Here is a 20,748-nt window from a genome sequence, read left to right as displayed (position 1 = left end):
ATTAACGATCCAGATAGCGACCCTGTTCCATTTCACGCTCGCGCTGGCACTCGGCCAGATAGATGGCGGCGGCGATGGCAGGGGTTTTGTGGTGCTTGTCGATGGCATTGGAGACCATCAGTTGCAGGGTATTGAGGTTTTTGGCCTTGCGAAACTTGCGCAGCCAGTGACCCTTGTCACCCAACTCTTCAATCGTGGTATTTGATTCGACAGACATGCTAACTCTTGGGGCAGACGCCCGCGTTTGAAATTGGAAGATGAAATAACGAATAGCAGGTCGGGTAAAACAAAGAAAGCCAGGCAAATACCCAGCTCTCTTCTACTACACCTTCCCAGTATGTCAGGCTCGAGGAACGAAGCCGACTACATCATATACGCTGGCCAGGGTTTTTTCAGCCCTTTCCCGCGCCTTTTGTGCACCGGCCGCCAAAATGGCCTGCAGATGAGCCTCATCCTGACGCAGCTCGTGGAAACGGGCCTGAATCGGCTCCAGCAGGGCAACCACGGCCTCGGCGGTCTCGGTCTTGAGATGACCGTACATCTTGCCTTCGAAATGCTGCTCCAGTTCGGGGATGGAGCGGCCGGTCACCCCGGACATCAGGGTCAGCAGGTTGGAGACCCCCGGCTTGTTTTCCGGATCGAAACGCACCACCGCCGGCTCGTCGGAGTCGGTCACCGCGCGCTTGATCTTCTTGACGATCTGCTTGGGATCTTCCAGCAGGCCGATGAAGTTGGCCTCGTTGTCGTCCGACTTGGACATCTTCTTGGTCGGATCCTGCAGGCTCATCACCCGGGCGCCTTCGGTCGGAATAAAGGGCTCAGGCAGGGTGAACACCTCGCCGTAGAGGTTGTTGAAGCGGGTGCAGATGTCGCGGGTCAGCTCCAGATGCTGCTTCTGATCGTTGCCCACCGGCACCTGATTGGCCTGATAGAGCAGGATGTCGGCCGCCATCAGCACCGGATAACCGAACAGGCCGACGTTGACGTTGTTCTCGAAACGGGCGGACTTGTCCTTGAACTGGGTCATGCGCGACAGCTCGCCCATCTGGGTGTAGCAGTTCAGGATCCAGCCAAGCTCGGCGTGCTGTGGCACGTGGGACTGGATGAACACGGTGCTCTTGGCCGGATCGATGCCGACCGCCAGATAGAGGGCGGCGGCATCCAGGCAGGCCTTGCGCAGGGCGGCCGGATCCTGGCGGGTGGTGATGGCATGCAGATCGACGATGCAGTAGAGGCAGTCGAAGTCATCCTGCATGTTGACCCACTGACGCAGGGCCCCCATGTAGTTGCCGATGGTCAGCTGGCCCGACGGTTGGGCCCCGCTCAATACGATAGGTTTAGTCATCAGAGTGTTGATCCTTGTTATTCGGCCTGCCTAGCCAGCTTATTCGGCCAGCAGCGCGTCGAGCTGGGCAAACTGTTCGCATACCCAGTCCGGGCGGGAATCTGCGATGGGACGGCCGTAGTTGTAGCCATAGGTCAGTCCCACCACCTTCATGCCGGCAGCCTGGGCGGCCAGCACGTCATTTTCGGAGTCGCCCACCATCAGGGTGCGCGACGGGCTGACACCCAGCTCGTGGCAGGCCAGCAGCAGCGGCTCCGGGCTTGGTTTCTTGACGGGCACGCAGTTGCCCCCCAGCCAGAGTGCGAAACAGTCGCCGATGCCGAGGGCATCGAGGATCGGCTGCACGAAGTGACTCGGCTTGTTGGTCACGATCGCCTGCTGGTAACCCAGCGCCTGCAGGCGGCGCAGGCTCTGTTCGACCCCGTCATACATGGCCAGCCCTTCCAGCAGGCAGGCCTGATAGTGACGGTCAAACAGCGGACGGGCGCTGGCAAACAGCTCGGGCGCTGCGCGATAGTCCAGCGCACGCTGGATCAGCTTGTCGGCACCGTTACCAACCCAGGTCCGCACCACGGCCTCGTCGGCCTCGGCCAGCCCGAGTTCGGTCAGCGTACGGTTGACCGCCAGCGCCAGTTGCGGGGCGCTGTCGATCAGGGTGCCGTCCAGATCGAACAGCACCAGGTCAAAATCACGTTCAGCGTTTGACATGAGAGAGCTCCGCCCGCATCTCGTCGATCACCGCCTTGTAGTCCGGACGACTGAAGATGGCCGAGCCGGCCACGAACATGTCGGCGCCAGCCTGGGCAATTTCACGAATGTTGTCGACCTTGACCCCACCGTCGATCTCGAGGCGAATGTCACGGCCGCTCTCGTCGATCAGGCGACGTACCTGGCGCAGCTTGTCGAGGGTGCCGGGGATGAAGCTCTGGCCACCAAAGCCCGGGTTGACCGACATCAGCAGGATCACATCCAGCTTGTCCATCACGTACTCCAGGCAAGTGAGCGGCGTGGCAGGGTTCAGCACCAGGCCAGCCTGGCAGCCCTGCTCCTTGATGAGGCCCAGGGAGCGGTCAACGTGGTCGGACGCTTCCGGATGGAAGGTGATGAGGGAGGCACCCGCCTTGGCAAAGTCGGGAATGATGCGATCCACCGGCTTGACCATCAGGTGCACGTCGATGGGGGCTTCGATACCGTAGTCACGCAGGGCCTGGCAGACCATGGGGCCTATGGTCAGGTTGGGCACATAATGGTTGTCCATCACGTCGAAATGGACTACGTCGGCACCGGCGGCCAGTACCTTGGCGACATCGTCCCCCAGACGGGCAAAGTCGGCGGAGAGGATCGAGGGGGCAATCAGAAAGTCTTTCATCAGCGTCATCCATTGGCAGCGTGGCAGAAAAAGCGGCGCAATTTTACCGCAAACGGACGCTGAAAACGACCCGCACACGGTACGGAAAAAGCGAACGCCATCATCACCACAAACGGATGCTGAAAACGACCCGCACACGGTACGGAAAAAGCGAACGCCATCATCACCGCAAACGGACGCTGAAAACGACCCGCACAGGGTACGGAAAAAGCGAACGCCATCGTCACCGCAAACGGACGCTGAAAACGACCCACACAGGGTACGGAAAAAGCGAATGCCATCATTGGCCGCAGCAGACATAAAAAACGGCACCCCGAGGTGCCGTCTGTGTCAGCCGAGTGGCGCCAGTTTGGCATCGCTCGGGTAGTAGCCCTGCTCCGGCTCGATACCGGGCGGATAGAGCGCCAGCAACTCGGCCACCTTGTTGCGGGTGCCGCCGTTGCGGCTGATGGTGCGCTTGACCAGGATCTCGTCGAGGCGGGCGCCGCGATAGAGCTCGCGGGTCAGCTCGATGTCGTGGTTGCTGATGAGCACGGGCACCCCTTTGCGCGCCGCGGTGTGGCGGGCCAGCCTGGCCAGCACGGCCTGATCGTCCAGGGTGAAGCCACCGGCCGAATAGGTGGTGAAGCTAGCGGTAGTGGAGAGCGGAGCATAGGGGGGATCGCAATAGATCACCCAATCCTCTTCGGCGCGCTGGATGGCATCGGCATAGCTTTCACAGATGAAGGTCGCCTTCTGCGCCTTCTCGGCGAAGGCCCACAGCTCTTTTTCCGGGAAATAGGGCTTCTTGTAGGAACCGAACGGGACGTTGAAGCCCCCCTTCTTGTTGTACCGGCACAGGCCGTTGAAACCGTGTCGATTCAGAAACAGGAACAGCAGGGCGCGCTCGAAGCTGGTGTCGGTCTGGTTGAACTGGGTGCGCAGCCGGTAGTAGGCCGCCTTGTGGTTGTGCTCGGTCACGAACAGCTTGCGCGACTCAGCGATGAACCGATCCGGCGTCAACTTGAGATGATTGTAAAGACCGATCAGATCCGGATTGATGTCGTTGAGCACATAGGCGTCGTAGTCGGTGTTGAGAAACACGGACCCGGCCCCGACGAAGGGCTCCAGCAACACACGCCCGGCCGGCAAACGCTCGGCAATCTCTTCAACCAGGGAGTATTTTCCCCCGGCCCATTTTAAAAAAGCGCGTGTTTTTTTCATGGAAATCCGGTGTTAAGAAGGCATCGACCAAAAAAGGGGGACGATTCTACCCCCTTCCCGGCCAAAATGGCTATTGCTTCAACTCTTTTTGTACCTGCGCAAACGACTTGGGCCAGGGTTGCCCCTTCAGCAAGGCGGGCGACAGCTTGCGAATGGCGGCCTTGGCCTGGTTGCTACTGGCGTAGTCCCCCTGCAGCACCACGTACCAGGGGCTGCCGCGGAACTTGGTTTGATAGACCCAGATCTTGCCGGCCAGAGCATTTTCGGCCACGAACTTGTCGACCGCCTTGGTGTTGCTCGCCCCCATCAGCTGGATGCTATAGTGGTTTCTGGGCTTCTTGTTCAGAGTGGCTGCGGGGGTCAACGCCACCTTGGGAGCAGGTGCCGCCACCGGTTCAACCGCGACTGGCTTGGCCACCGGCTTGCTGGCCGCTGGCGTGGCTTGGGCCTTGGCGGTGTTTGCCGGCTGGGCAGTCTGAGCGGTGGTATTGGGTGTGACAGCCTTCTCGGCAGGAGCAACTTGAGTGGCCGCTGCTTGCGAATCGGCGCCGGTCAGCTCATCCACCACCGCAGTGGGCAGGGCGCCGCTGACGTTGGGCTGCTTCATCAGCTTCTCGACCACCTCGTCGGAGATCACCACCCGGCGTCCTTCGTAGTTGGTCGATTCGGTGGTCACTGTGTCGCTCTCCACTGCCTTGGGCAATACCTTGGCATCCGGCTGCCAGTCGCGTACCACGCCGCCGGGATTGCTGGCGGCGCCATCACTGGCCGCACTCTGGCTGCCGTTCTGGCTGGTGTTGCTGCCGCCGATGGTCAGCGGATCGCCACCCGAGACGGGGATGGGCAACGCTGTGGTTTGGGTGGGCTCGGGGGCGGAACTCTTGCTGTCGCCGCCAAACAGGGCCGGCAGCAGATAACTCAGCGCCAGCAGAGCGCCGGCCAGCAGGGCCAGCAGGGTCGCAATCTTCTTGACGGGCAACTCGGCCTGACGTTTCTTGGGCCTTCTGTCGGTCATGATATCCTCCAGTAACTGCATGATGGTGGACGGATGTCCATTTGCCACTTTCAGGATCTCTTCCACTTTCGGCTTGGGCAAGAGGGCTGTCGGGATCTTGAGCTCTTTGGCCTTCTCATACAAGAAGATGCGTTGTTCGGGCGCGCCAAGCGGCGCGACTTCCAGCTCCAGCGCGGGCATGGCACGCCCTTTCAGCTGCGCCTTCTGATTGCGACACCAGACGTCACTGCCGGAGAGCACGATAGCCAACTGATGGGGGATCTTCAGGGTATCGTTGTGACGACACAGGCTCCACAACTCGCCGACCAGCTCGGCAGGCAGCTCGTCGGCCCGCTCAATGAGCAGCAGCAGGGTGGCGGGTTTGCCTTCCAGCATGCGGAAAAAGCTGTCTGCCAGCGCATCCTGTGGATTGAACAACGGCCGGGCCACCACCTGGGGCAGCAACAGCTGGCGCACGTCCACCATCTTCATGGCGGGACTGCCGATCAGGCTGACCACCCGCACTTTTTCCGGCAACGCTCCCAGCAGGGATTCGCACAAAGTGCCACGGCCACTGCCGGGTTTGCCGGAGAGAAAGATAAAAGGGTGATTGAATTCAATCAGATGCAGCAGCCGGTCAACCAGCTGCCGCTGGGAGGGAAATTTCAGCAGTTTATTCGTCACGACCAGACTCGATCACCGCCAGCAGTTCAGCATCGGAGACATCAGCCACCACCTGGGCATGACCTATGCCGACCGGCAGCACCAGACGCAGTTTGCCTTCCAGCACCTTCTTGTCGCGGCGCATGTGACGAATGAAGGCCGCAAAATCCATCTCTGACGGCGCCTGCACCGGCAGATTGGCCGCCAGCAGCAAGGCCCGGATACGGTCTACCTGTTGCTCGGTCACGTCCCCACGGGCCAGGGCGGTATTGGCGGCCAGCATGGTGCCTGCCGCCACGGCTTCGCCGTGCAGCCAGTTGCCATAGCCCTTCTCGGCTTCAATGGCATGCCCAAAAGTGTGGCCCAGGTTAAGCAGGGCACGCACACCGTGTTCGGTCTCGTCCTGGCCAACCACATCGGCCTTGATCTCGCAGCAGCGGCGGATGGCGTAGGCCAGCGCAGCCGGCTCCTGCGCCTGCAGACGGGACATGTTGGCTTCGAGCCAGCAGAAGAATTCGACATCCCAGATGATGCCGTATTTGATCACCTCGGCCATGCCGGCGGCAAATTCGCGGGCAGGCAGGGTCTGGAGACACTCGGTATCGATCACGACGTGTCTGGGCTGATAGAAGGCCCCGATCATGTTCTTGCCGAGGGGGTGGTTGACGGCGGTCTTGCCACCAACGGAGGAATCAACCTGGGAGAGCAGTGTGGTAGGCACTTGAATGAACGGAATGCCACGTTGATAGCTTGCAGCAGCGAAGCCGACAACGTCCCCTATCACACCGCCACCCAGGGCAATCAGAGTGGTATCACGACCATGGTTGGTTTCCAGCAGAGCGGACATGATCCGCTCAAAGGTAGCCAGGGTCTTGTAGGCCTCACCATCCGGCAGGATCAGGTGTTCAACCTGATAGCCCGACAGCAACTGGACAATCCGCTCAAGATACAAGGGCGCAACCACTGTGTTGGTCACAATCATGACCCGCTTGCCCTTGATGGTTTGCGTCAGCACCTCTGCGTGCTGCAACAGACCTGCGGCTATCTCGATGGGATAGCTGCGTTCACCCAGTTCGACCTTCAACCTTTCCATGGACGTCCTCTATATTACATGCCGATCAACTTAACGATTTGATTGGCAACAACTTTAGCGCTCTGGTCATCAGTCTGGATGACAAAGTCAGCCACTTCTTCATACAGGGCGTTGCGTTCTTGTGCCAGACGCTCGAGTACTTCGCGCGGCGGCTCTTCGGTTTGCAGCAAGGGGCGACGCTTATCTCTTTGCGTACGTGCCAGTTGCTTCTCAATGGTGGTTTCGAGGTACACCACGATGCCGCGAGCAGAGAGCTTGTTGCGTGTTTCACGGCTCTTGATGGCACCGCCACCCGTCGCCAGCACGATACCCTGCTGTTCGGAAAGGTCACCGATGACCTTCTCTTCGCGGATCCGGAAACCCTCTTCGCCTTCAACATCGAACACCCAGCCGATATCGGCACCACTGCGGCGCTCAATCTCATGATCTGAGTCGAAAAACTCCATATGCAGTTGTTCTGCCAGATGTCTACCTATGGTGCTCTTGCCCGCACCCATGGGACCTATCAGGAAAATATTGCGTTTCTCAGCCATGTCTTTTCGTTAGTAATTACAAACTGTACGACCCCGACAAACTCTCGATCGGGGTACCTATGAACCTTATCTTGCGATGGATCAGGAGGGGGATTATCTCAATAGAAATCAGGACTGGCAACCGCAGCCCTTACGCCCCAGCCTCATTGGGGCGTAAGGTTATATGTGTTTTACCTTCACATGTAAAGTCTTCAGAAGGCGTCGGTGACTATCTTCGGCGTCACGAAAATCAGCAGCTCGCGCTTTTTGTTCTCGCTGGTTGTCTTGCGAAACAACACCCCCAGACCCGGGATGTCACCCAGCAGGGGCACCTTGGTGACGTCGCTCTTGATGGTCTGTTGATAGATGCCACCAAGCACTAACGTCTCGCCATTGTTGACCAGCACCTGGGTGGTGATGGACTGGGCGTTGATGGAGACGGCATCACCGGTACCGGTCGGCACGGTTTCACCCTTGGTATCCTGGGTCACGGTCAAATCCAGGATCACCCTGTTGTCGGGGGTGATCTGCGGCGTCACCTTGAGGCTCAGCACCGCCTTCTTGAAGGTGACCGAAGTTGCCCCGCTGGAAGAGGACTCCACATAGGGGATCTCGGTACCCTGTTCGATCAGCGCCGGCTTCTGGTTGGCCGTGGTGACCCGGGGACTGGCAATGATCTCGGCCTTGCTCTCTTTCTCAAGGGCCGACAGCTCGAGATCCAGCAAGGTACCATCCGCCAGCCGCGCCACCTGGAAGGCCAGGGTGCCGGCGGCGTTGGTCACCGGCAGATTGACGTTCAGCCGATCGTCCACCCCAGGTCGGGTGATGGTCGAGCCGCCATTGTTGTTGCCGGAGCCGTCATTGCCCTCGATGGTGCCCGAGGTACTGTTGCCGTGACCGTCATTCTTGGTTACCCCCCAACGCACCCCGAGCGCCTCGTCAAAGCCGTCATCAATGGTCACCATCCGCGCCTCGATCACCACCTGCTTGACCGGAATATCCAGGATATCCAGCATGCGCTTGATGTTGCTGATGACGTCGGCAGTGTCCTTGACCACCAGCACGTTGGTCCGCTCATCAACACTCACCGCCCCCTTGGAAGAGAGCAGCTTGGTGCTCTCGGACGAGAGCAGCGCCGCTACTTCGGATGCCTTGGCATAGTTGATTTGCAGATACTCGGTATAAAGCGGTGCCAGATCGGCGACCTGGTTGCGGCTCTCCAGCTGCTGTTTCTCGCGAGCGGCAATCTCTTCGGCTGGCGCGACCAGCAGGATGTTGTTGTCCAACCGCTTGTCGAGCCCCCGCACCTTCAAGATGATGTCGAGTGCCTGCTCCCAGGGCACCCCGTCCAGCCGCAGGGTGATGTTGCCCGACACCGAATCCGTGGTCACCAGATTGAGGTTGTTGAAATCCGCGATGAGCTGCAGCACGGTTCTCACCGGGATATCCTGGAAATTGAGAGAGATGGGTTTGCCCTGATACTGCTTGCCGGCAGTCGCCGCGCTGCGCTTTTTCACCTCGACGATGAACATCTTGTCCGCCTGATCATAACGGTAGTCAAACTGGCCGTTGACCGAGAGTTCAAACAAGGTGTCGTTACCCTGGCGGAACACCTCAACCTGAGAGACAGGGGTAGCAAAATCCTGCACGTTGATCAGATTAAGCAAATCGTCCGGTACCCGGGTGCCGTGAAACTTGGCAAGCACCGTCTGGCCACGGCTGCTGACGTCAACGGCGGCGGAGCTGTTATCCAGCGTCACCAGAAATTCCCCCTGCCCGTCCTTGCCACGCCTGAAATCGACCCCTTTCACGGAATTGAAGTAGGCACCGCTGGCCGCCGTCTGTGGTGATGGCAAGACCGGCTTGCTGGCCACGGGCGCTGCCACTGGAACGCTCTGGCGAGCAAGCTGCTGACTGTTGATCAGTGCGGACGAGGCTGCCGGCTGGGTATTGATAAGTGCAGACGAGGTCGGCTGGGGGGCCACCAGTCCAGAGGATGCTGTGGTGGCTGGCAGCGGCATGGCTGCTTTTTCTCCCAGTGCCACCAACAACTTGTTGCCCTGCTGATGCACCTGATAGGGGGTCAGTTGATCGAGGGCGATCTTGATATCGAGACCTGCCCCCTTGCCCTCAACCTTGAGGTTGTCCACCCCTTGCTGCTTGATGGGCAAGGGGTTCACGTTGAGTGCTCCCACTGCCCCCGGCACATGCAGCAGCAGTTGGTTGGGTTCATAGGAGAGACGATCGGTAAATCCGCTGACCGGTTCACTGAAACTCAACTCCAGCAACAGCTGATCGGCCATCAGCGGATTGACCTTGACCTCCTGCAGGGTTGCCACAGCCCAGGCCTGGCTCCATGCTCCGGCGCAAAACAGCAGGGTAACTCGGGCTACCATACCTATTGTTGTTTTCATCGCATCATCCCTGATTATCGTTTTGCTTCAAGATTGGCCATGCCCAGCTGAGTTTCTCGAGTCACCCAGCATCCTTTGCCATCCGGTATAGTCTCAATCAAATCCACGTAGGTGTCAGTGATCCTGATCACCCGTCCTTGATCCAGTCCCATGTGTTGATTGAGACCCACCCGGATGGATTGACCATCAGGAGTCCTGATCAAGGCCCACAACTGTCCCTGCTTGCCAAGTGAGCCCTGCATGCTCAGGCTGGCCAGTGAATAGCGCTCCAGTACTTCTTTCTCCCTGTTGGCCACTATCTGGGCGCAATCCGGCTTCACCTTGGCATCCACCTTGGCACTGCTGGTTTCAGGCTGGGGGGCGATGAAGGGGCTGCGCTGATCGCTGAGGTGATAAGCCATGGGGGAAAAGGGTTTGATTTCGGGAAGAGGCTCGATGGGTACTGGTTTTCTGGCCTTGGTTGCGGCCACATAGTTGTCCATGTCGTCCTGCCCACCGCAGGCGGTCAACAACAGGGCAGGCAACAGCACGCAGAGTAGCTTCATTTGGTCTGCCCCACGGTTTTGCCATTGTATTTGTAAGTTTTGGCCAGCATCGACATGGCAATCCTGTCACCCTGCTCCTTGCCCTGTCCCAGCGTGAACGATTCCAGGATGACGATACGCGGCAAGGCCGCCATGTCGGCCGTGAACTTGCCTATCTCATGATAAGTGCCCACTACTTCGATTCGCATGGGCAGCTCGGTGGAGAACTCGTGTTTGATCTCGGGCTCCCAATTGATGCGATTCAATTTGAGCCCATTGTCGGTAGCAATGAAACTGATGTCATCCAGCAATCCGGCCACTTCGTGAGTATTCGGCAACTGCTTGAGCTGGGTATCAACCAACTGTTCGAGCTGCACCATCTGCGTCTTGTAGGCACCGAGGTTGGCTGCCAGCATCGCCTTGCTCTCGAACTGCGCCTTGAGTTCGGCCTCCTCGTTGGTTTCCTGGGTCAACAGGGTCAGTGAGTTGGCAATCACGTAGTAATAGATGGCTCCCCCCAGCAAGGCACAGAAGAACAGGATGAAAATCCCCTTGGCCAGCTTGGGCCAGCTGGCAATGTTGTTGAGATCCAGTTCGTTGAGCTGTTGTAGATTCATTGCTGCTCCTTAGCCACATCGACCGTGGCACCTGCCGCACCCGCGACCTGGAACATCATGGAGAACTGGCTGAGCGAAACGGGCGCCACATCGGCCGCAAAAATCGTGCTGATCTGCGACTGCCCCAGCCAGCCGGAGCCATCGATACGACGCATCATGCTGGCTACCCTGCCATAGGCCTCGGTCTTGCCATTCACATCTATTTGGTTGTTCTGCAAGGCAAGCGTATTGAGGTAAACCCCGTTGGGAACCAGCGAAGGCAACTGGTTGAACAGACGAACCGGCAGATTGCGACGCATCTGCAGGTGTTCGATCAATTGCATGCGATCGATCAGCTCCTTACGTCGCTCCTTGAGCAGGCGGATCTCACCAAGCTGGGCATCGAGGATGGTCATCTCCTGCTGCAAACGCTGGTTGCGCTGCTGCTGATGGCCTATCTGCTGCTCTACCAGCCAGTCGGCGGCAAAGCCGAGTGAAGCCGTGATGGCCATGAAGATGCCCAGCATGACCCCGAATTGCTTTTTCTGCCGCTGGGCCCTGGCCTCACGCCAGGGCAGGAGGTTTATATTTGACATGGCGTGAAGCTCCTCAATGCCAGACCCAGCGCCGTCATGAACTTGGCACCGTGGACCGCCCCCTCCCCTTTCGGCTTGCCGAACAGGGCAAAGGGATCAGGATGCAATACCTCACAGTTCAACTCGTTGCCGACCTGGGCCACCAGCCCGGGTAGCAGGCTTCCACCGCCGGTGAGCACCAGTCTGGAAAGCTCCCTGTGTCCGGAAGAGCTGCAAAACAGCTGCACGTTCCGCCTGACTTGCTGCAGCAGGGCATTCATATGGGGCAGCAACACATCCAGTTCGTGATCAACCGGCAGCTTGCCTTGCAACTTGGCTTGCTCGGCATCATCCAGCGACAGGTTGTAGAAAGAGGCCAGCGCCTGACTATATTGATCGCCACCGAAGTTTTGCAGGCGTGAGTAGATAACCTCTCCCTTTACCAGTGCAGCAAAGGTCATGGCGCTCGCTCCGATATCAATAACGCCGACCGGTTTCTCCCACTCCTGCAGCTCCGGCAGGCAGGCAAGCACGGCGCGGCCCAGTGCGTGGGCGCCCACATCCACCACCTTGGTGGTCATGTCGGCTTCCGCCAGCGCGGTCACCCGCCCGCTCACGCTCTCGGTGCGGGCCGCACTCAACAACACTTCGCGGCGCTCCTGATCGTTGACCTTGCCCAGAATTTCAAAATCCAGGCTCACTTCATCTAGGGGAAAGGGGATGAGTTGTTCGGCCTCGAGCTGAACCTGATTCTCCAGCTCGTTCTCACCCAGCGCGGCATCCACCTGAATGACTTTGGTGATAACGTTGGAACCGGTGACGGCAGTCGCAACATACTGGCTGCTGCCGGAGATGAGGCGCTTGAGGGCCTTGAGAGACTGGCTGACCCGTTCGATATCCTGCAGCTGATAATCGACCAGAGTGCCTTTGGGAGTGGCAACTTCGGCCACCGATTCGAGATGCAGTTTGCCGGGACGACCGGTAATGGTCACGGCCTTGATGGTCTGGCTGCCAAAATCAATACCCGCCAGAGGAAGCAGAGAACCTTTGTTGAATAGCCCAAACATATACACATCCATGCGTTATTGGGTTTTAGGATTGATTGTAGGACAGCTAATCAGAAGATGATGACTTAACTCATCCTAAATGCTCTATCTATCAATGTCATAAAGTTTATGCCGAAAAGTGATACAACTCGCTTTCCGGCTGCCCCTCGCCTCCCCTTGGTTATTGAGCCACAGAATGCTAACCTCCCGCCTCTTCTCGAGGAGCCGGGCAGCCGTCAGGAAAACCTCGAATTTCCGGAGGCAAAAGGGCTATACTCTGCGCCCGTTGGCTAATTTTAAGACGATTGGTAGTTCTTCCATGCTGAAATGGCTCGTACGCCTGTTTATTGTCATGATGCTGGGTGCTGTGCTGGGTGTTGCCAGCCTCATCGGTATCTACTTCTACATCAAGCCCCAGTTGCCGGATGTGACCGCGCTGCGCGACGTCAAGCTGGCCACCCCGATGAAGGTGTACAGCCGGGATGGGGAATTGATCTCCCAATTTGGCGAAATTCGTCGCATCCCGCTGCATCTGGATGAAATTCCCCAGTCCATGATCGATGCGGTACTGGCGACCGAAGATGCCCGTTTCTATGAGCACCCGGGGATCGACCCCATCGGCATCATTCGTGCAGCCACCGTCTGGGCCGTCTCCGGTCAGGCCCGCCAGGGCGCCAGCACCATCACCCAGCAGGTTGCCCGCAACTTCTTTCTGAGCAATGAAAAGACGCTGGTGCGCAAGATAAAAGAGGTCTTCCTGGCCTGGCGCATCGAGCAGAATCTCTCCAAGGACGAGATCCTGCAGCTCTATCTCAACAAGATCCCGCTCGGCTACCGGGCATTCGGGGTCGGTGCCGCCGCCCAGGTTTACTTTGGCAAGGAGGTCAAGGACCTGACGCTGGACGAGATCGCCATCATTGCCGGTCTGCCCAAGGCGCCGTCCATGCTGAACCCGATCCGCTCACCGGAGCGTGCCTTTGCCCGTCGCAACGTGGTACTTGGCCGCATGCTGGAAACCGGCAAGATCACCCAGGCCCAGTTCGACGAAGCATCCAAGATGCCGGTCAAGGCCCGCTATCACGGTGCCGAGATCACCTTGAATGCCCCTTATCTGGGGGAGATGGTGCGCCAGAAGATGGTGGAGCAGTTCGGTGAAGATGCCTACACCATGGGTCTGCACGTCTATACCACAGTCACCGCCAAGCGCCAGCGCGCCGCCCGTCAGGCCTTGCTCGACGGCGTTTTCGACTATGACATCCGCCATGGCTACAAGGGCGTGACCGCCCAGCTGTGGAAAGCGGGCGAAGCCGATTGGGATTATGACAAGATCATGGCCCATCTGGCCAAGCAGCCCACCTATGAGCCGCTGATGGCCGCCGTCGTCACCAAGCTGGCTGACAAGAGTGCGACCATAGTGCTGAAGAACGGCAAGCAGGCTGAGCTTGGCTGGAACGGCATCAAGTGGGCACGCGCCTTCATCACCGACGATCGTCAGGGCTTTGCTCCCCGCTCGGCCCGCGACATGCTGAAAGTGGGCGCCCAGATCTGGGTACGGGAAAAGGGTGAAGAGCTGCTGCTCTCCCAGATCCCCGAGGTCAACGCCGCCCTGGTGGCCATGAACCCGCAGGATGGTGCCATCGAGGCGCTGGTAGGCGGCTTCAGCTTCGAGCTATCCAAGTTCAACCGGGTCGATCAGGCACGCCGCCAGATAGGCTCCAACATCAAGCCCTTCCTCTACGCCACCGCGCTGGAACAGGGCTACACCCTGGCCTCCCTCATCAACGATGCGCCGATCAACCAGTGGGATCCCTCCAAGGGCCCCATGTGGCAGCCCAAAAACTCCCCGGCCATCTATGAGGGGCCCACTTCCCTGCGCCTCGGCCTCGCCAAGTCGAAGAACGTGATGTCGGTGCGCCTGATGCGCGCCATCGGGCTGGATACCTACATCGACGGCCTGACCCGCTTCGGCTTTGCGCGCGATACCATCTCGCCCAACGAATCGCTGGCCCTGGGTGCTGCCGAGTTCACCCCGCTGGAAGTGGTGCGCGGCTACTCGGTCATGGCCAACGGCGGCTTCCAGGTCACCCCCTATTTCATCACCGAAGTCACCGACAGCTTCGGCGCGCCTCTCTATCAGGCCAACCCGGCAGCCGCCTGCCGTGACTGTGGTGTGCTGGCCGCCGCCGGTCTCGACAGTGCGGATGCCTATGCCAATACGGCGCCGGACTGGAAAGCCCAGTGCCCCATCGATCCGGTCGTTCCCGGCAACATGGCACCGCAGACCATCAGTGCCCAGAGCACCTTCTTGGTGACCGACACCCTGACCACCGCCATCTGGGGTGGCAATGGCTGGCGCGGTACCGGCTGGCGGGCGGCGCGCGACCTCAAGCGCCACGATATCTCCGGCAAGACCGGGACCACCAACGAATCCCGTGATGCCTGGTTCTCCGGCTATACCCCGAATCTGGTCGCCACCTCCTGGATCGGTTTTGACAACCACCAGCGTGGTCTGGGCCGGGCCGAATTTGGCGGCGGTGCCGCACAGCCCATCTGGATCGACTTCATGAAGACGGCGCTCAAGCAGGTGCCTGAGCGCAAGATGCCGGTACCGGAAGGGATCATCACGGTGCGGATCGATCGTGAGACCGGCCTGTTGACCAACCGAACCGACGGCAGCAGCACGGAAGAGTTCTTCAAGGAAGGCACCGAGCCGACCCGCTACGCGACACAGAGCTCGGATGGCAATCAGGTGTACGGCGGTGAGGGTTCGCCCACCGATGGTCCCGTCTCCACCGACGATATCTTCTAAACCACCGCAGAAGATAAAAAAACCGGCGCAATGCGCCGGTTTTCTTTTTTGTGGCCTTGTAGTAGCGATGTGCAGTCAGCCAAGCAGGCTCTGCATCAAGCGCGAGATACGAGCGGCCAGCTCGTTGAAGCAGGGACGGCGCACCGAGTAGTGGCGATAGAGCAGCGCTATGGTGCGCCCAGGCACGGGGTCTACCACAGGTCGATAGCTAACGCCTCCCTCTTCGGCATTGGCGGGCACGGCGAGCCTGGGTACCAGCGTCATGCCGCTGCCGGCGGCCACCATGTTGCGCAGTGTTTCGAGGCTGGTGCCCTTGAAGCGCTGATCCTCGCCGATACCGGCGGCGAAACAGAATCCCATCGCCTGATCCCGCAAGCAGTGGCCATCGGCCAGCATCAGCAACTTCTTGCCCTTGAGATTACTGAGCGGCACCGCCTTGGCCTTGGCCTCCGGATGCTGCTGGGGCACCGCCAGCCACATGGGTTCCTGATAGAGCGGGATCGAACCAAATCCGTCCATGCCCTCCAGCTCGGCCAGGATCAGGCAATCCAGCTCCCCCTCTTCCAGCCGCTTGAGCAACACCTGGGTCTGCTCTTCATAGAGGTAGAACTCCAGCTTGGGAAAATGCTCGCGCAGATCCTGAATGATGTGAGGCAGCAGATAGGGCCCGACGGTAGGAATGAAGCCGATGTGGATCTCGCCGGACATGGGCTCGGCAAAGTGCTGGCCGATGCTCTTGAGCTCACGTACCTCTTTGAGTACCTTGCGAGCCTGCTGGGCCATTGCATCGCCAGCCGGGGTAAACAGCACCTTGCGCGAGGTACGCTCGATCAGGATCACCCCTAGTTCATCCTCCAGCTTGCGCAGCTGGCCGCTCAGGGTGGGCTGACTGACGAAGCAGCGCTCCGCCGCCTTGCGAAAGTGCTTCTCCTCTTCCAGCGCCACCAAATACTCGAGATCGCGAAGGTTCATACATCCAGAATCCTGCCAACCAATGGGGTCATTAGCATGCCCAAGAACGGCGGAACGAACAAGGGATGGTGCAAGAGGGAGAGTCGATAGGCCGATAAAACAAGGCGGGCCCGGATCCAGGATCCGGGCTCGCAGCAGCGAGCATCCAACCCGTCTTTACACCCGGAAGCGGCGTACCATCTCCTGCAACTGGGTCGCCAGGTGATTGAGGTCGTTACAGGCCTGTGCCATCTGGGTTGCACCAGCGGCCACTTCCTCGGAGGCATGGCTGATATTGACCACGTTGCGGTTGAGCTCTTCACTCACAGCCCCCTGCTCTTCGGTGGCGGTCGCAATCTGGATATTCATGTGGGAGATGCTCTCCACCGAGCCGCTGATCTCGGAGATGGATGCCCCCGCCTCCCGCGCCGTGCTCACGGTGGAGTTCATCATGTCCTGGCTCTGCTGCATGGTGGTGCCGGCCTGCTCGGCCCGCTGCTGCAGTTCGGCGATGATGGTGTTGATCTGGGAGGTGGAATCTTGAGTCCGCTTCGCCAGGGTGCGCACCTCGTCGGCCACCACCGCAAAGCCGCGCCCCTGCTCGCCGGCCCGGGCCGCCTCGATGGCGGCGTTGAGCGCCAGCAGGTTGGTCTGCTCGGCGATCCCGCGGATCACCTCCAGCACCATGCCGATGTTGCGGCTGTCGTCGCCAAGCTGACGGATCACCACGGCGGTGCTCTCGATGGCGCCGGCAACCTGTTCAATACGTTTGATGGAGTCGTTGACGGTGCGAGCCCCCAGTTCGGCGGTGCTGCTGGCGGCACTGGCTGCGCTGGCGGCATCGCTGGTGTTGCGGGACACCTCCTGCACCGTGGCTTGCATCTCGTTCATGGCGGTGGCCAGCTGGTTCAGCTCGTGCTGCTGGCTGTTCATGTTGTTGGCGGACTGGCGCGCCACCGCGCTGATCTCTTCGGCTGCCGAGCTCAGTTGCACCACGGAGCCGGAGACTTCACTGACCAGGGTACGCAGGTTCTTCTGCATCTCGCCAAAGCCCTTGGCCAACTGCCCCAGCTCGTCGTTGTTGAACTGGCTGGCGTCAAGATGGGCCGCCAGATCGCCAGCAGAAACCTTGCGGGTCTGCTCCAGCAGCGCCATCACCGGATTGCGGATCTGGCCGGTCAGCAGCCAGGCCACCACCACCACGAACAGCACTGTGATGAGGCTCACCACGATACTCATGGTGCGCGAGCTGCTGTAAAGGTCGGCCACCGACTTCACCATGCCATCGGCAATCTCGTTGTTGATCTCACGCAGGCGGTAGGATTTGGTACCCACTTCCTCCAGGGCAATCCGGGTCTCGTTCTTGCGCAGGCTCTTCACTTTTTCCAGATCGCCGCTGGCAAAGGCGGCTACCAGCTGCTCGTGCACCGAGAAGTACTTGGCGCCAGCAGCCACCAGCTGTTCATAAGTTTGCTTCTCTTCATCGGTGCTGAAGGGCAACGAGCCGTACTTTTGCGCCGCCGCGTCAAACTCCTGCTTGGCCTTGTTGAAGGTGACGGTACGTTCGCTTACCTCCTGGGCATCCTTGTTGAGGCCGCCAATCACCTGCGCCAGTTCGGAGCGACGGGCATCGAGAATGGCCACGTGCATCTGGCTGGCATAGCGGGTCGATGGCAACAGGTTGCCCGAAATGGTGGCGGTATCCGTGTAGAGACGGGACAGCTGAGTGATGGAGAACCACGCCAGTCCCACCACTAGCAGGGCCAATACGGCAAAACCGGCGCTCAACTTCTGACCTATAGACATATTTTTGAACATGATTGGTATCCTTGGCGGCTAGACGCAAGCCTGCGGAGCCGAGCTCCCAGACTATCCCCATAGAGCATAGCGCGATGATCGCAAGCGGATGATTTTCAAACTGTCCGCTACTGAATATATCGTCTCGCCTGGGGATAGCATGAGCGCCGGACAGGTAGGAAAAATCTGCGACGAGCACCTCGGACGCTGCACATCCGCCATCGGATACGACCTGCTGTTCGCTCAACGATTCATCATGAGCTGGATCTGGCGAGCAAACACCTCTGGTTCACCCAGGAAGGAGGAGGCGGACAAGGGGGTTACTTTGTCGCCCTGTACCAATCCCAGGGTCGGGTAGCCCTGTCCACCGAGACGGCGCATCCAGCGCTGGCTGTCGGCCAGATGACTCGCCAGGTCGGCCTGCTGGTAGGCCTTCACAAAATCATCCGCGCCAATGTTCTGCTCCGCCGCCAGGCTGGTCAGATGCTCGAGCGAACCAGTCCAGATGCCATCGCGATAGTGGGATTGCTGGATGCGGTGCAGCAGGCTCAGACCGTTGCCACCCTGAGCCGTCACCGCCAGGATGGCACGGATGGGCTGCTCCGAATCGAGCAGCAGACCATCGCGCAGCAGCAACTCGTTGAAATAGCGCTCGCCGAAAGGCTGGCCGGTCAGCGCCTGGATCCGCTCGTCATGGGGACGGACGTAGTCGCGCAGGGCCTGGCCCATCGCCTGCCTGCGCCCGCCAAGCCATAGACCACCGGCGTGCAGCTCGATGCGCAGCTCCGGAATGGCAGCCGCAGCCTTCAACAGCGGGGCGGCGCCGTAGCACCAGCCGCAGAGGGGGTCGTATACATAATGCAGAGTCGTTTCGTTCATGTGATTCACTCGTTCATTCGGCTAAAAAAACCGGGCCCTTGGGCCCGGTAAAAAAACACAGGGAAGTAGGCGTCAGGGGTTTACCACTTCATCTCGCCGGTGTTGACCTTGGCACCGATGGCCAGACCATCGTCGACCGGCAGGGACGGGTAAGCCTTCTTGAGTGCTTCAATCAGCTGGCCGGAGTTCTTGGCTTTGGCCAGCTCCTGCTCAAAGCGCTCTACGTAGTCACGGGTGAAGGTCACGGCGGCGCTGCCCTTGGGAGCAGTCCCCAGGAAGTGACCCGGCACCACGCGCTCGGGCTTCAGCGCCAGCAGATTGTTCAGCGCCTTGACCCAGTTGCTGCGAGCAGCCTTGGTCTGGCTGTCAGCCATCCACACGTGCACGCCGCTGTAGACCGGTACGCCACCAAACGCCGTCTTGATGGACGATGCCCACAGGTAGGCATTCGGGGTGTTCATCTCTTTGATCTCGATCTTCTCGCCATCCAGGGTCAGATGGCTGGCCGTCATCACTTGCGGCACGGTCAGGCTCTTCGGTGCACCCTTGCCGAGGATGGGGCTCCAGTAGCTCAGCTTGGCGTCCTTGGTCTGGTTGATATGGTCGACCACATGCTGGTCCGCCAGCACCTTGACGTCCGGGAAGGCTGCCTTGATGGGTTCCAGACCGAAGTAGAAGTCGGGGTCACCGGCACTGATATAGACGGTGGTCAGCTTCTTGCCGCTCTTCTTGATCATGTCGACCAGCGCCTGGCCGTTTTGTACGTCGAACTGGGCATCGATCAGGATCGCTTCTTTGTCGCCGGTCACCAGGGAGGAGGAGACCGGGAAGATTGCCTTCTCGCCCGGGTTGTAGACGGTCACGGTGAGCGGGGCGGCCATGGCGGCACCGCTCAGCAGGGTGGTGGCCAGGGTCAGGTTGCGGATCAGGGTATTGTTCATCGGGTATTCCTCATCAAGTCATCAGGGGTTCATCAGATGGACACAGTTTATTGGATCAATTACGGTACAAATACAGCATAATAAGCGCATCACTGTTGCATTAATCGAGCATATAGAGAGCCTGAGATGGATCGACTGACCGCATTGCGGGTCTTTGTCAGCGTAGTCGAACAGGGCAGCCTGAGCGGCGCCGGGGAGAAACTGGAGATGTCGCGCGCCATGGTGACGCGCTACCTGGCGGAGCTGGAGCAGTGGATGGGGGCACGGCTGCTGCACCGCACCACCCGCCGGCTCAGTCTGACCGGCCCTGGGGAAGAGGCGCTGAACCGGGCCCGCGCCATGCTGGCGCTGGGGGAAGAGATGGAGCAGATCGCCGTGCGCGGCGACGAGGCCCCCAAGGGGCAACTGCGCATCACCAGCAGCTATTCACTCTCGGAAGCCCTGCTGGTGGGCGCCGCCAATGACTACCTGGCACGCTATGCGGGCACCGCCATCGATATCCTGCTGCTGGACCGCACCGTCAATCTGGTGGAGGAGCGGATCGATCTCGCCGTGCGCATCACCAATGACCTCGACCCCAACCTGGTGGCCCGCCGGCTCGGCACCTGCCACTCCGTGGTCTGTGCCAGCCCGGCCTATCTGGCCAGGCACCCGACCCCGCACAAGGTGCAGGATCTCGCCCTGCACAACTGCCTCACCTACACCTATTTCGGCAAGAGCCTGTGGGAGTTTCAGGGACCGGACGGGCCCGAATCGGTACCGGTGAGCGGCAACCTCAGCGCCAACATCTCCAACCTGCTGCTGGAGGCGACGCTGGAGGGGGCCGGCATCAGCCTGCAGCCCCGCTACTCGGTCCAACCCCATCTCGATACCGGCACCCTGGTGCCGCTGCTGGAGCAGTGGCAACCCAAGCGACTCGGCGTCTACGCCGTCTACGGCACCCGCAAGCAGATGTCACCGCTGTTGCGCAGCTTCCTCGACTTTCTGGTGGAACGCATGGCCATCGACCCCATGTGGCGAGAGTAGTGGCCGGAACA

General features: G+C 59.8%; 20 protein-coding genes. 2 read left to right on the top strand and 18 right to left on the bottom strand.

What is annotated here, in order from left to right; translation table 11 throughout:
- Nucleotide 1: 1 nt before the first annotated feature.
- The 14 genes from PG881_RS01330 to tapM all read right to left on the bottom strand — a co-directional run bounded on the left by PG881_RS01330 (nt 2) and on the right by tapM (nt 12,367).
- Nucleotides 2–217, bottom strand: coding sequence for a hypothetical protein (locus tag PG881_RS01330; RefSeq protein WP_011706959.1), 216 nt, complete (start codon nt 215–217; stop codon nt 2–4).
- 123 nt (nt 218–340) lie between these two features.
- Nucleotides 341–1,345: a tryptophan--tRNA ligase gene (gene trpS, locus PG881_RS01325; RefSeq protein ID WP_005298400.1), complete on the bottom strand. Its 1,005-nt coding sequence runs from the start codon at nt 1,343–1,345 to the stop codon at nt 341–343.
- Between the two features lie 39 nt (nt 1,346–1,384).
- Nucleotides 1,385–2,053 carry a phosphoglycolate phosphatase gene (locus PG881_RS01320; protein ID WP_011706961.1) on the bottom strand — a complete coding sequence of 223 codons (669 nt, stop codon included), beginning with the start codon at nt 2,051–2,053 and terminating at the stop codon, nt 1,385–1,387.
- Nucleotides 2,040–2,714 (bottom strand): ribulose-phosphate 3-epimerase, encoded by a 675-nt coding sequence (gene rpe, locus PG881_RS01315; RefSeq protein ID WP_016351625.1) that lies wholly within the window; start codon nt 2,712–2,714, stop codon nt 2,040–2,042. The genes PG881_RS01320 and rpe overlap by 14 nt, the downstream gene beginning before the upstream one ends.
- Nucleotides 2,715–2,719: 5 nt before the next feature.
- A complete protein-coding gene (locus PG881_RS01310) occupies nt 2,720–2,998 on the bottom strand; it encodes a hypothetical protein (protein ID WP_270797821.1) in 279 nt (92 codons plus the stop codon).
- A 46-nt stretch (nt 2,999–3,044) separates the two neighbouring features.
- Entirely contained in the window at nt 3,045–3,917 is an 873-nt protein-coding gene (locus tag PG881_RS01305; RefSeq protein WP_270797820.1) for a Dam family site-specific DNA-(adenine-N6)-methyltransferase, read from the bottom strand.
- 70 nt (nt 3,918–3,987) lie between these two features.
- Nucleotides 3,988–5,595 (bottom strand): SPOR domain-containing protein, encoded by a 1,608-nt coding sequence (locus PG881_RS01300; protein WP_270797819.1) that lies wholly within the window; start codon nt 5,593–5,595, stop codon nt 3,988–3,990.
- A complete protein-coding gene (gene aroB / locus PG881_RS01295) occupies nt 5,585–6,667 on the bottom strand; it encodes a 3-dehydroquinate synthase (protein WP_085735549.1) in 1,083 nt (360 codons plus the stop codon). The genes PG881_RS01300 and aroB overlap by 11 nt, the downstream gene beginning before the upstream one ends.
- 14 nt (nt 6,668–6,681) lie before the next feature.
- A complete protein-coding gene (aroK, locus tag PG881_RS01290) occupies nt 6,682–7,200 on the bottom strand; it encodes a shikimate kinase AroK (RefSeq protein WP_005298388.1) in 519 nt (172 codons plus the stop codon).
- Between the two features lie 191 nt (nt 7,201–7,391).
- Nucleotides 7,392–9,593 (bottom strand): type IV pilus secretin PilQ, encoded by a 2,202-nt coding sequence (locus tag PG881_RS01285; RefSeq protein ID WP_270797818.1) that lies wholly within the window; start codon nt 9,591–9,593, stop codon nt 7,392–7,394.
- Between the two features lie 14 nt (nt 9,594–9,607).
- A complete protein-coding gene (locus PG881_RS01280; RefSeq protein WP_011706967.1) occupies nt 9,608–10,138 on the bottom strand; it encodes a pilus assembly protein PilP in 531 nt (176 codons plus the stop codon).
- Complete coding sequence (tapO, locus tag PG881_RS01275; protein WP_270797817.1) at nt 10,135–10,734, bottom strand: PilO family type IV pilus biogenesis protein TapO; 600 nt, start codon at nt 10,732–10,734, stop codon at nt 10,135–10,137. Before tapO ends, PG881_RS01280 begins: the two co-directional genes overlap by 4 nt.
- Entirely contained in the window at nt 10,731–11,309 is a 579-nt protein-coding gene (gene tapN / locus PG881_RS01270; RefSeq protein ID WP_270797816.1) for a PilN family type IV pilus biogenesis protein TapN, read from the bottom strand. The genes tapO and tapN overlap by 4 nt, the downstream gene beginning before the upstream one ends.
- Entirely contained in the window at nt 11,297–12,367 is a 1,071-nt protein-coding gene (gene tapM / locus PG881_RS01265; RefSeq protein WP_029299362.1) for a PilM family type IVa pilus assembly protein TapM, read from the bottom strand. The genes tapN and tapM overlap by 13 nt, the downstream gene beginning before the upstream one ends.
- A 286-nt stretch (nt 12,368–12,653) precedes the next feature.
- Between tapM and PG881_RS01260 the strand changes: the two genes are divergently transcribed.
- The gene (locus PG881_RS01260) at nt 12,654–15,143 is read left to right on the top strand and encodes a penicillin-binding protein 1A (protein WP_270797815.1); all 2,490 of its coding nucleotides are present in this window, start codon (nt 12,654–12,656) and stop codon (nt 15,141–15,143) included.
- Between the two features lie 75 nt (nt 15,144–15,218).
- Here the strand turns inward: PG881_RS01260 and oxyR are convergent, their stop codons facing one another.
- The 4 genes from oxyR to PG881_RS01240 form a co-directional block, all read right to left on the bottom strand.
- Entirely contained in the window at nt 15,219–16,115 is an 897-nt protein-coding gene (gene oxyR / locus PG881_RS01255; protein WP_029304212.1) for a DNA-binding transcriptional regulator OxyR, read from the bottom strand.
- A 156-nt stretch (nt 16,116–16,271) separates the two neighbouring features.
- A complete protein-coding gene (locus PG881_RS01250; RefSeq protein WP_139706952.1) occupies nt 16,272–17,912 on the bottom strand; it encodes a methyl-accepting chemotaxis protein in 1,641 nt (546 codons plus the stop codon).
- A 222-nt stretch (nt 17,913–18,134) separates the two neighbouring features.
- Entirely contained in the window at nt 18,135–18,770 is a 636-nt protein-coding gene (locus tag PG881_RS01245) for a DsbA family protein (RefSeq protein WP_139706950.1), read from the bottom strand.
- Nucleotides 18,771–18,850: 80 nt separating this feature from the next.
- Nucleotides 18,851–19,711, bottom strand: a complete 861-nt coding sequence (locus PG881_RS01240; RefSeq protein WP_270797814.1) for a Vmh family MBL fold metallo-hydrolase — start codon at nt 19,709–19,711, stop codon at nt 18,851–18,853.
- A 126-nt stretch (nt 19,712–19,837) separates the two neighbouring features.
- On the opposite strand from PG881_RS01240, the gene PG881_RS01235 reads away from it, so the two are divergent.
- Entirely contained in the window at nt 19,838–20,737 is a 900-nt protein-coding gene (locus PG881_RS01235; RefSeq protein WP_223950076.1) for a LysR family transcriptional regulator, read from the top strand.
- The last annotated feature ends 11 nt before the right edge of the window (nt 20,738–20,748 follow it).

The organism is Aeromonas sp. QDB54 (genome assembly GCF_027707385.1).
Lineage (GTDB): Bacteria > Pseudomonadota > Gammaproteobacteria > Enterobacterales > Aeromonadaceae > Aeromonas > Aeromonas hydrophila.
The sequence above is the reverse complement of the archived record's forward strand: the minus strand, read 5'-3'. Positions and strand labels throughout refer to the sequence as shown.

What these genes read in the sequence shown, in the direction of transcription:
- PG881_RS01330 (WP_011706959.1), bottom strand. Translation starts at nt 217, where the DNA reads ATGTCTGTCGAATCAAATACCACGATTGAAGAGTTGGGTGACAAGGGT.
- trpS (WP_005298400.1), bottom strand. Translation starts at nt 1,345, where the DNA reads ATGACTAAACCTATCGTATTGAGCGGGGCCCAACCGTCGGGCCAGCTG.
- PG881_RS01320 (WP_011706961.1), bottom strand. Translation starts at nt 2,053, where the DNA reads ATGTCAAACGCTGAACGTGATTTTGACCTGGTGCTGTTCGATCTGGAC.
- rpe (WP_016351625.1), bottom strand. Translation starts at nt 2,714, where the DNA reads ATGAAAGACTTTCTGATTGCCCCCTCGATCCTCTCCGCCGACTTTGCC.
- PG881_RS01310 (WP_270797821.1), bottom strand. Translation starts at nt 2,998, where the DNA reads ATGATGGCATTCGCTTTTTCCGTACCCTGTGTGGGTCGTTTTCAGCGT.
- PG881_RS01305 (WP_270797820.1), bottom strand. Translation starts at nt 3,917, where the DNA reads ATGAAAAAAACACGCGCTTTTTTAAAATGGGCCGGGGGAAAATACTCC.
- aroB (WP_085735549.1), bottom strand. Translation starts at nt 6,667, where the DNA reads ATGGAAAGGTTGAAGGTCGAACTGGGTGAACGCAGCTATCCCATCGAG.
- aroK (WP_005298388.1), bottom strand. Translation starts at nt 7,200, where the DNA reads ATGGCTGAGAAACGCAATATTTTCCTGATAGGTCCCATGGGTGCGGGC.
- PG881_RS01285 (WP_270797818.1), bottom strand. Translation starts at nt 9,593, where the DNA reads ATGAAAACAACAATAGGTATGGTAGCCCGAGTTACCCTGCTGTTTTGC.
- PG881_RS01280 (WP_011706967.1), bottom strand. Translation starts at nt 10,138, where the DNA reads ATGAAGCTACTCTGCGTGCTGTTGCCTGCCCTGTTGTTGACCGCCTGC.
- tapO (WP_270797817.1), bottom strand. Translation starts at nt 10,734, where the DNA reads ATGAATCTACAACAGCTCAACGAACTGGATCTCAACAACATTGCCAGC.
- tapN (WP_270797816.1), bottom strand. Translation starts at nt 11,309, where the DNA reads ATGTCAAATATAAACCTCCTGCCCTGGCGTGAGGCCAGGGCCCAGCGG.
- tapM (WP_029299362.1), bottom strand. Translation starts at nt 12,367, where the DNA reads ATGGATGTGTATATGTTTGGGCTATTCAACAAAGGTTCTCTGCTTCCT.
- PG881_RS01260 (WP_270797815.1), top strand. Translation starts at nt 12,654, where the DNA reads ATGCTGAAATGGCTCGTACGCCTGTTTATTGTCATGATGCTGGGTGCT.
- oxyR (WP_029304212.1), bottom strand. Translation starts at nt 16,115, where the DNA reads ATGAACCTTCGCGATCTCGAGTATTTGGTGGCGCTGGAAGAGGAGAAG.
- PG881_RS01250 (WP_139706952.1), bottom strand. Translation starts at nt 17,912, where the DNA reads ATGTTCAAAAATATGTCTATAGGTCAGAAGTTGAGCGCCGGTTTTGCC.
- PG881_RS01245 (WP_139706950.1), bottom strand. Translation starts at nt 18,770, where the DNA reads ATGAACGAAACGACTCTGCATTATGTATACGACCCCCTCTGCGGCTGG.
- PG881_RS01240 (WP_270797814.1), bottom strand. Translation starts at nt 19,711, where the DNA reads ATGAACAATACCCTGATCCGCAACCTGACCCTGGCCACCACCCTGCTG.
- PG881_RS01235 (WP_223950076.1), top strand. Translation starts at nt 19,838, where the DNA reads ATGGATCGACTGACCGCATTGCGGGTCTTTGTCAGCGTAGTCGAACAG.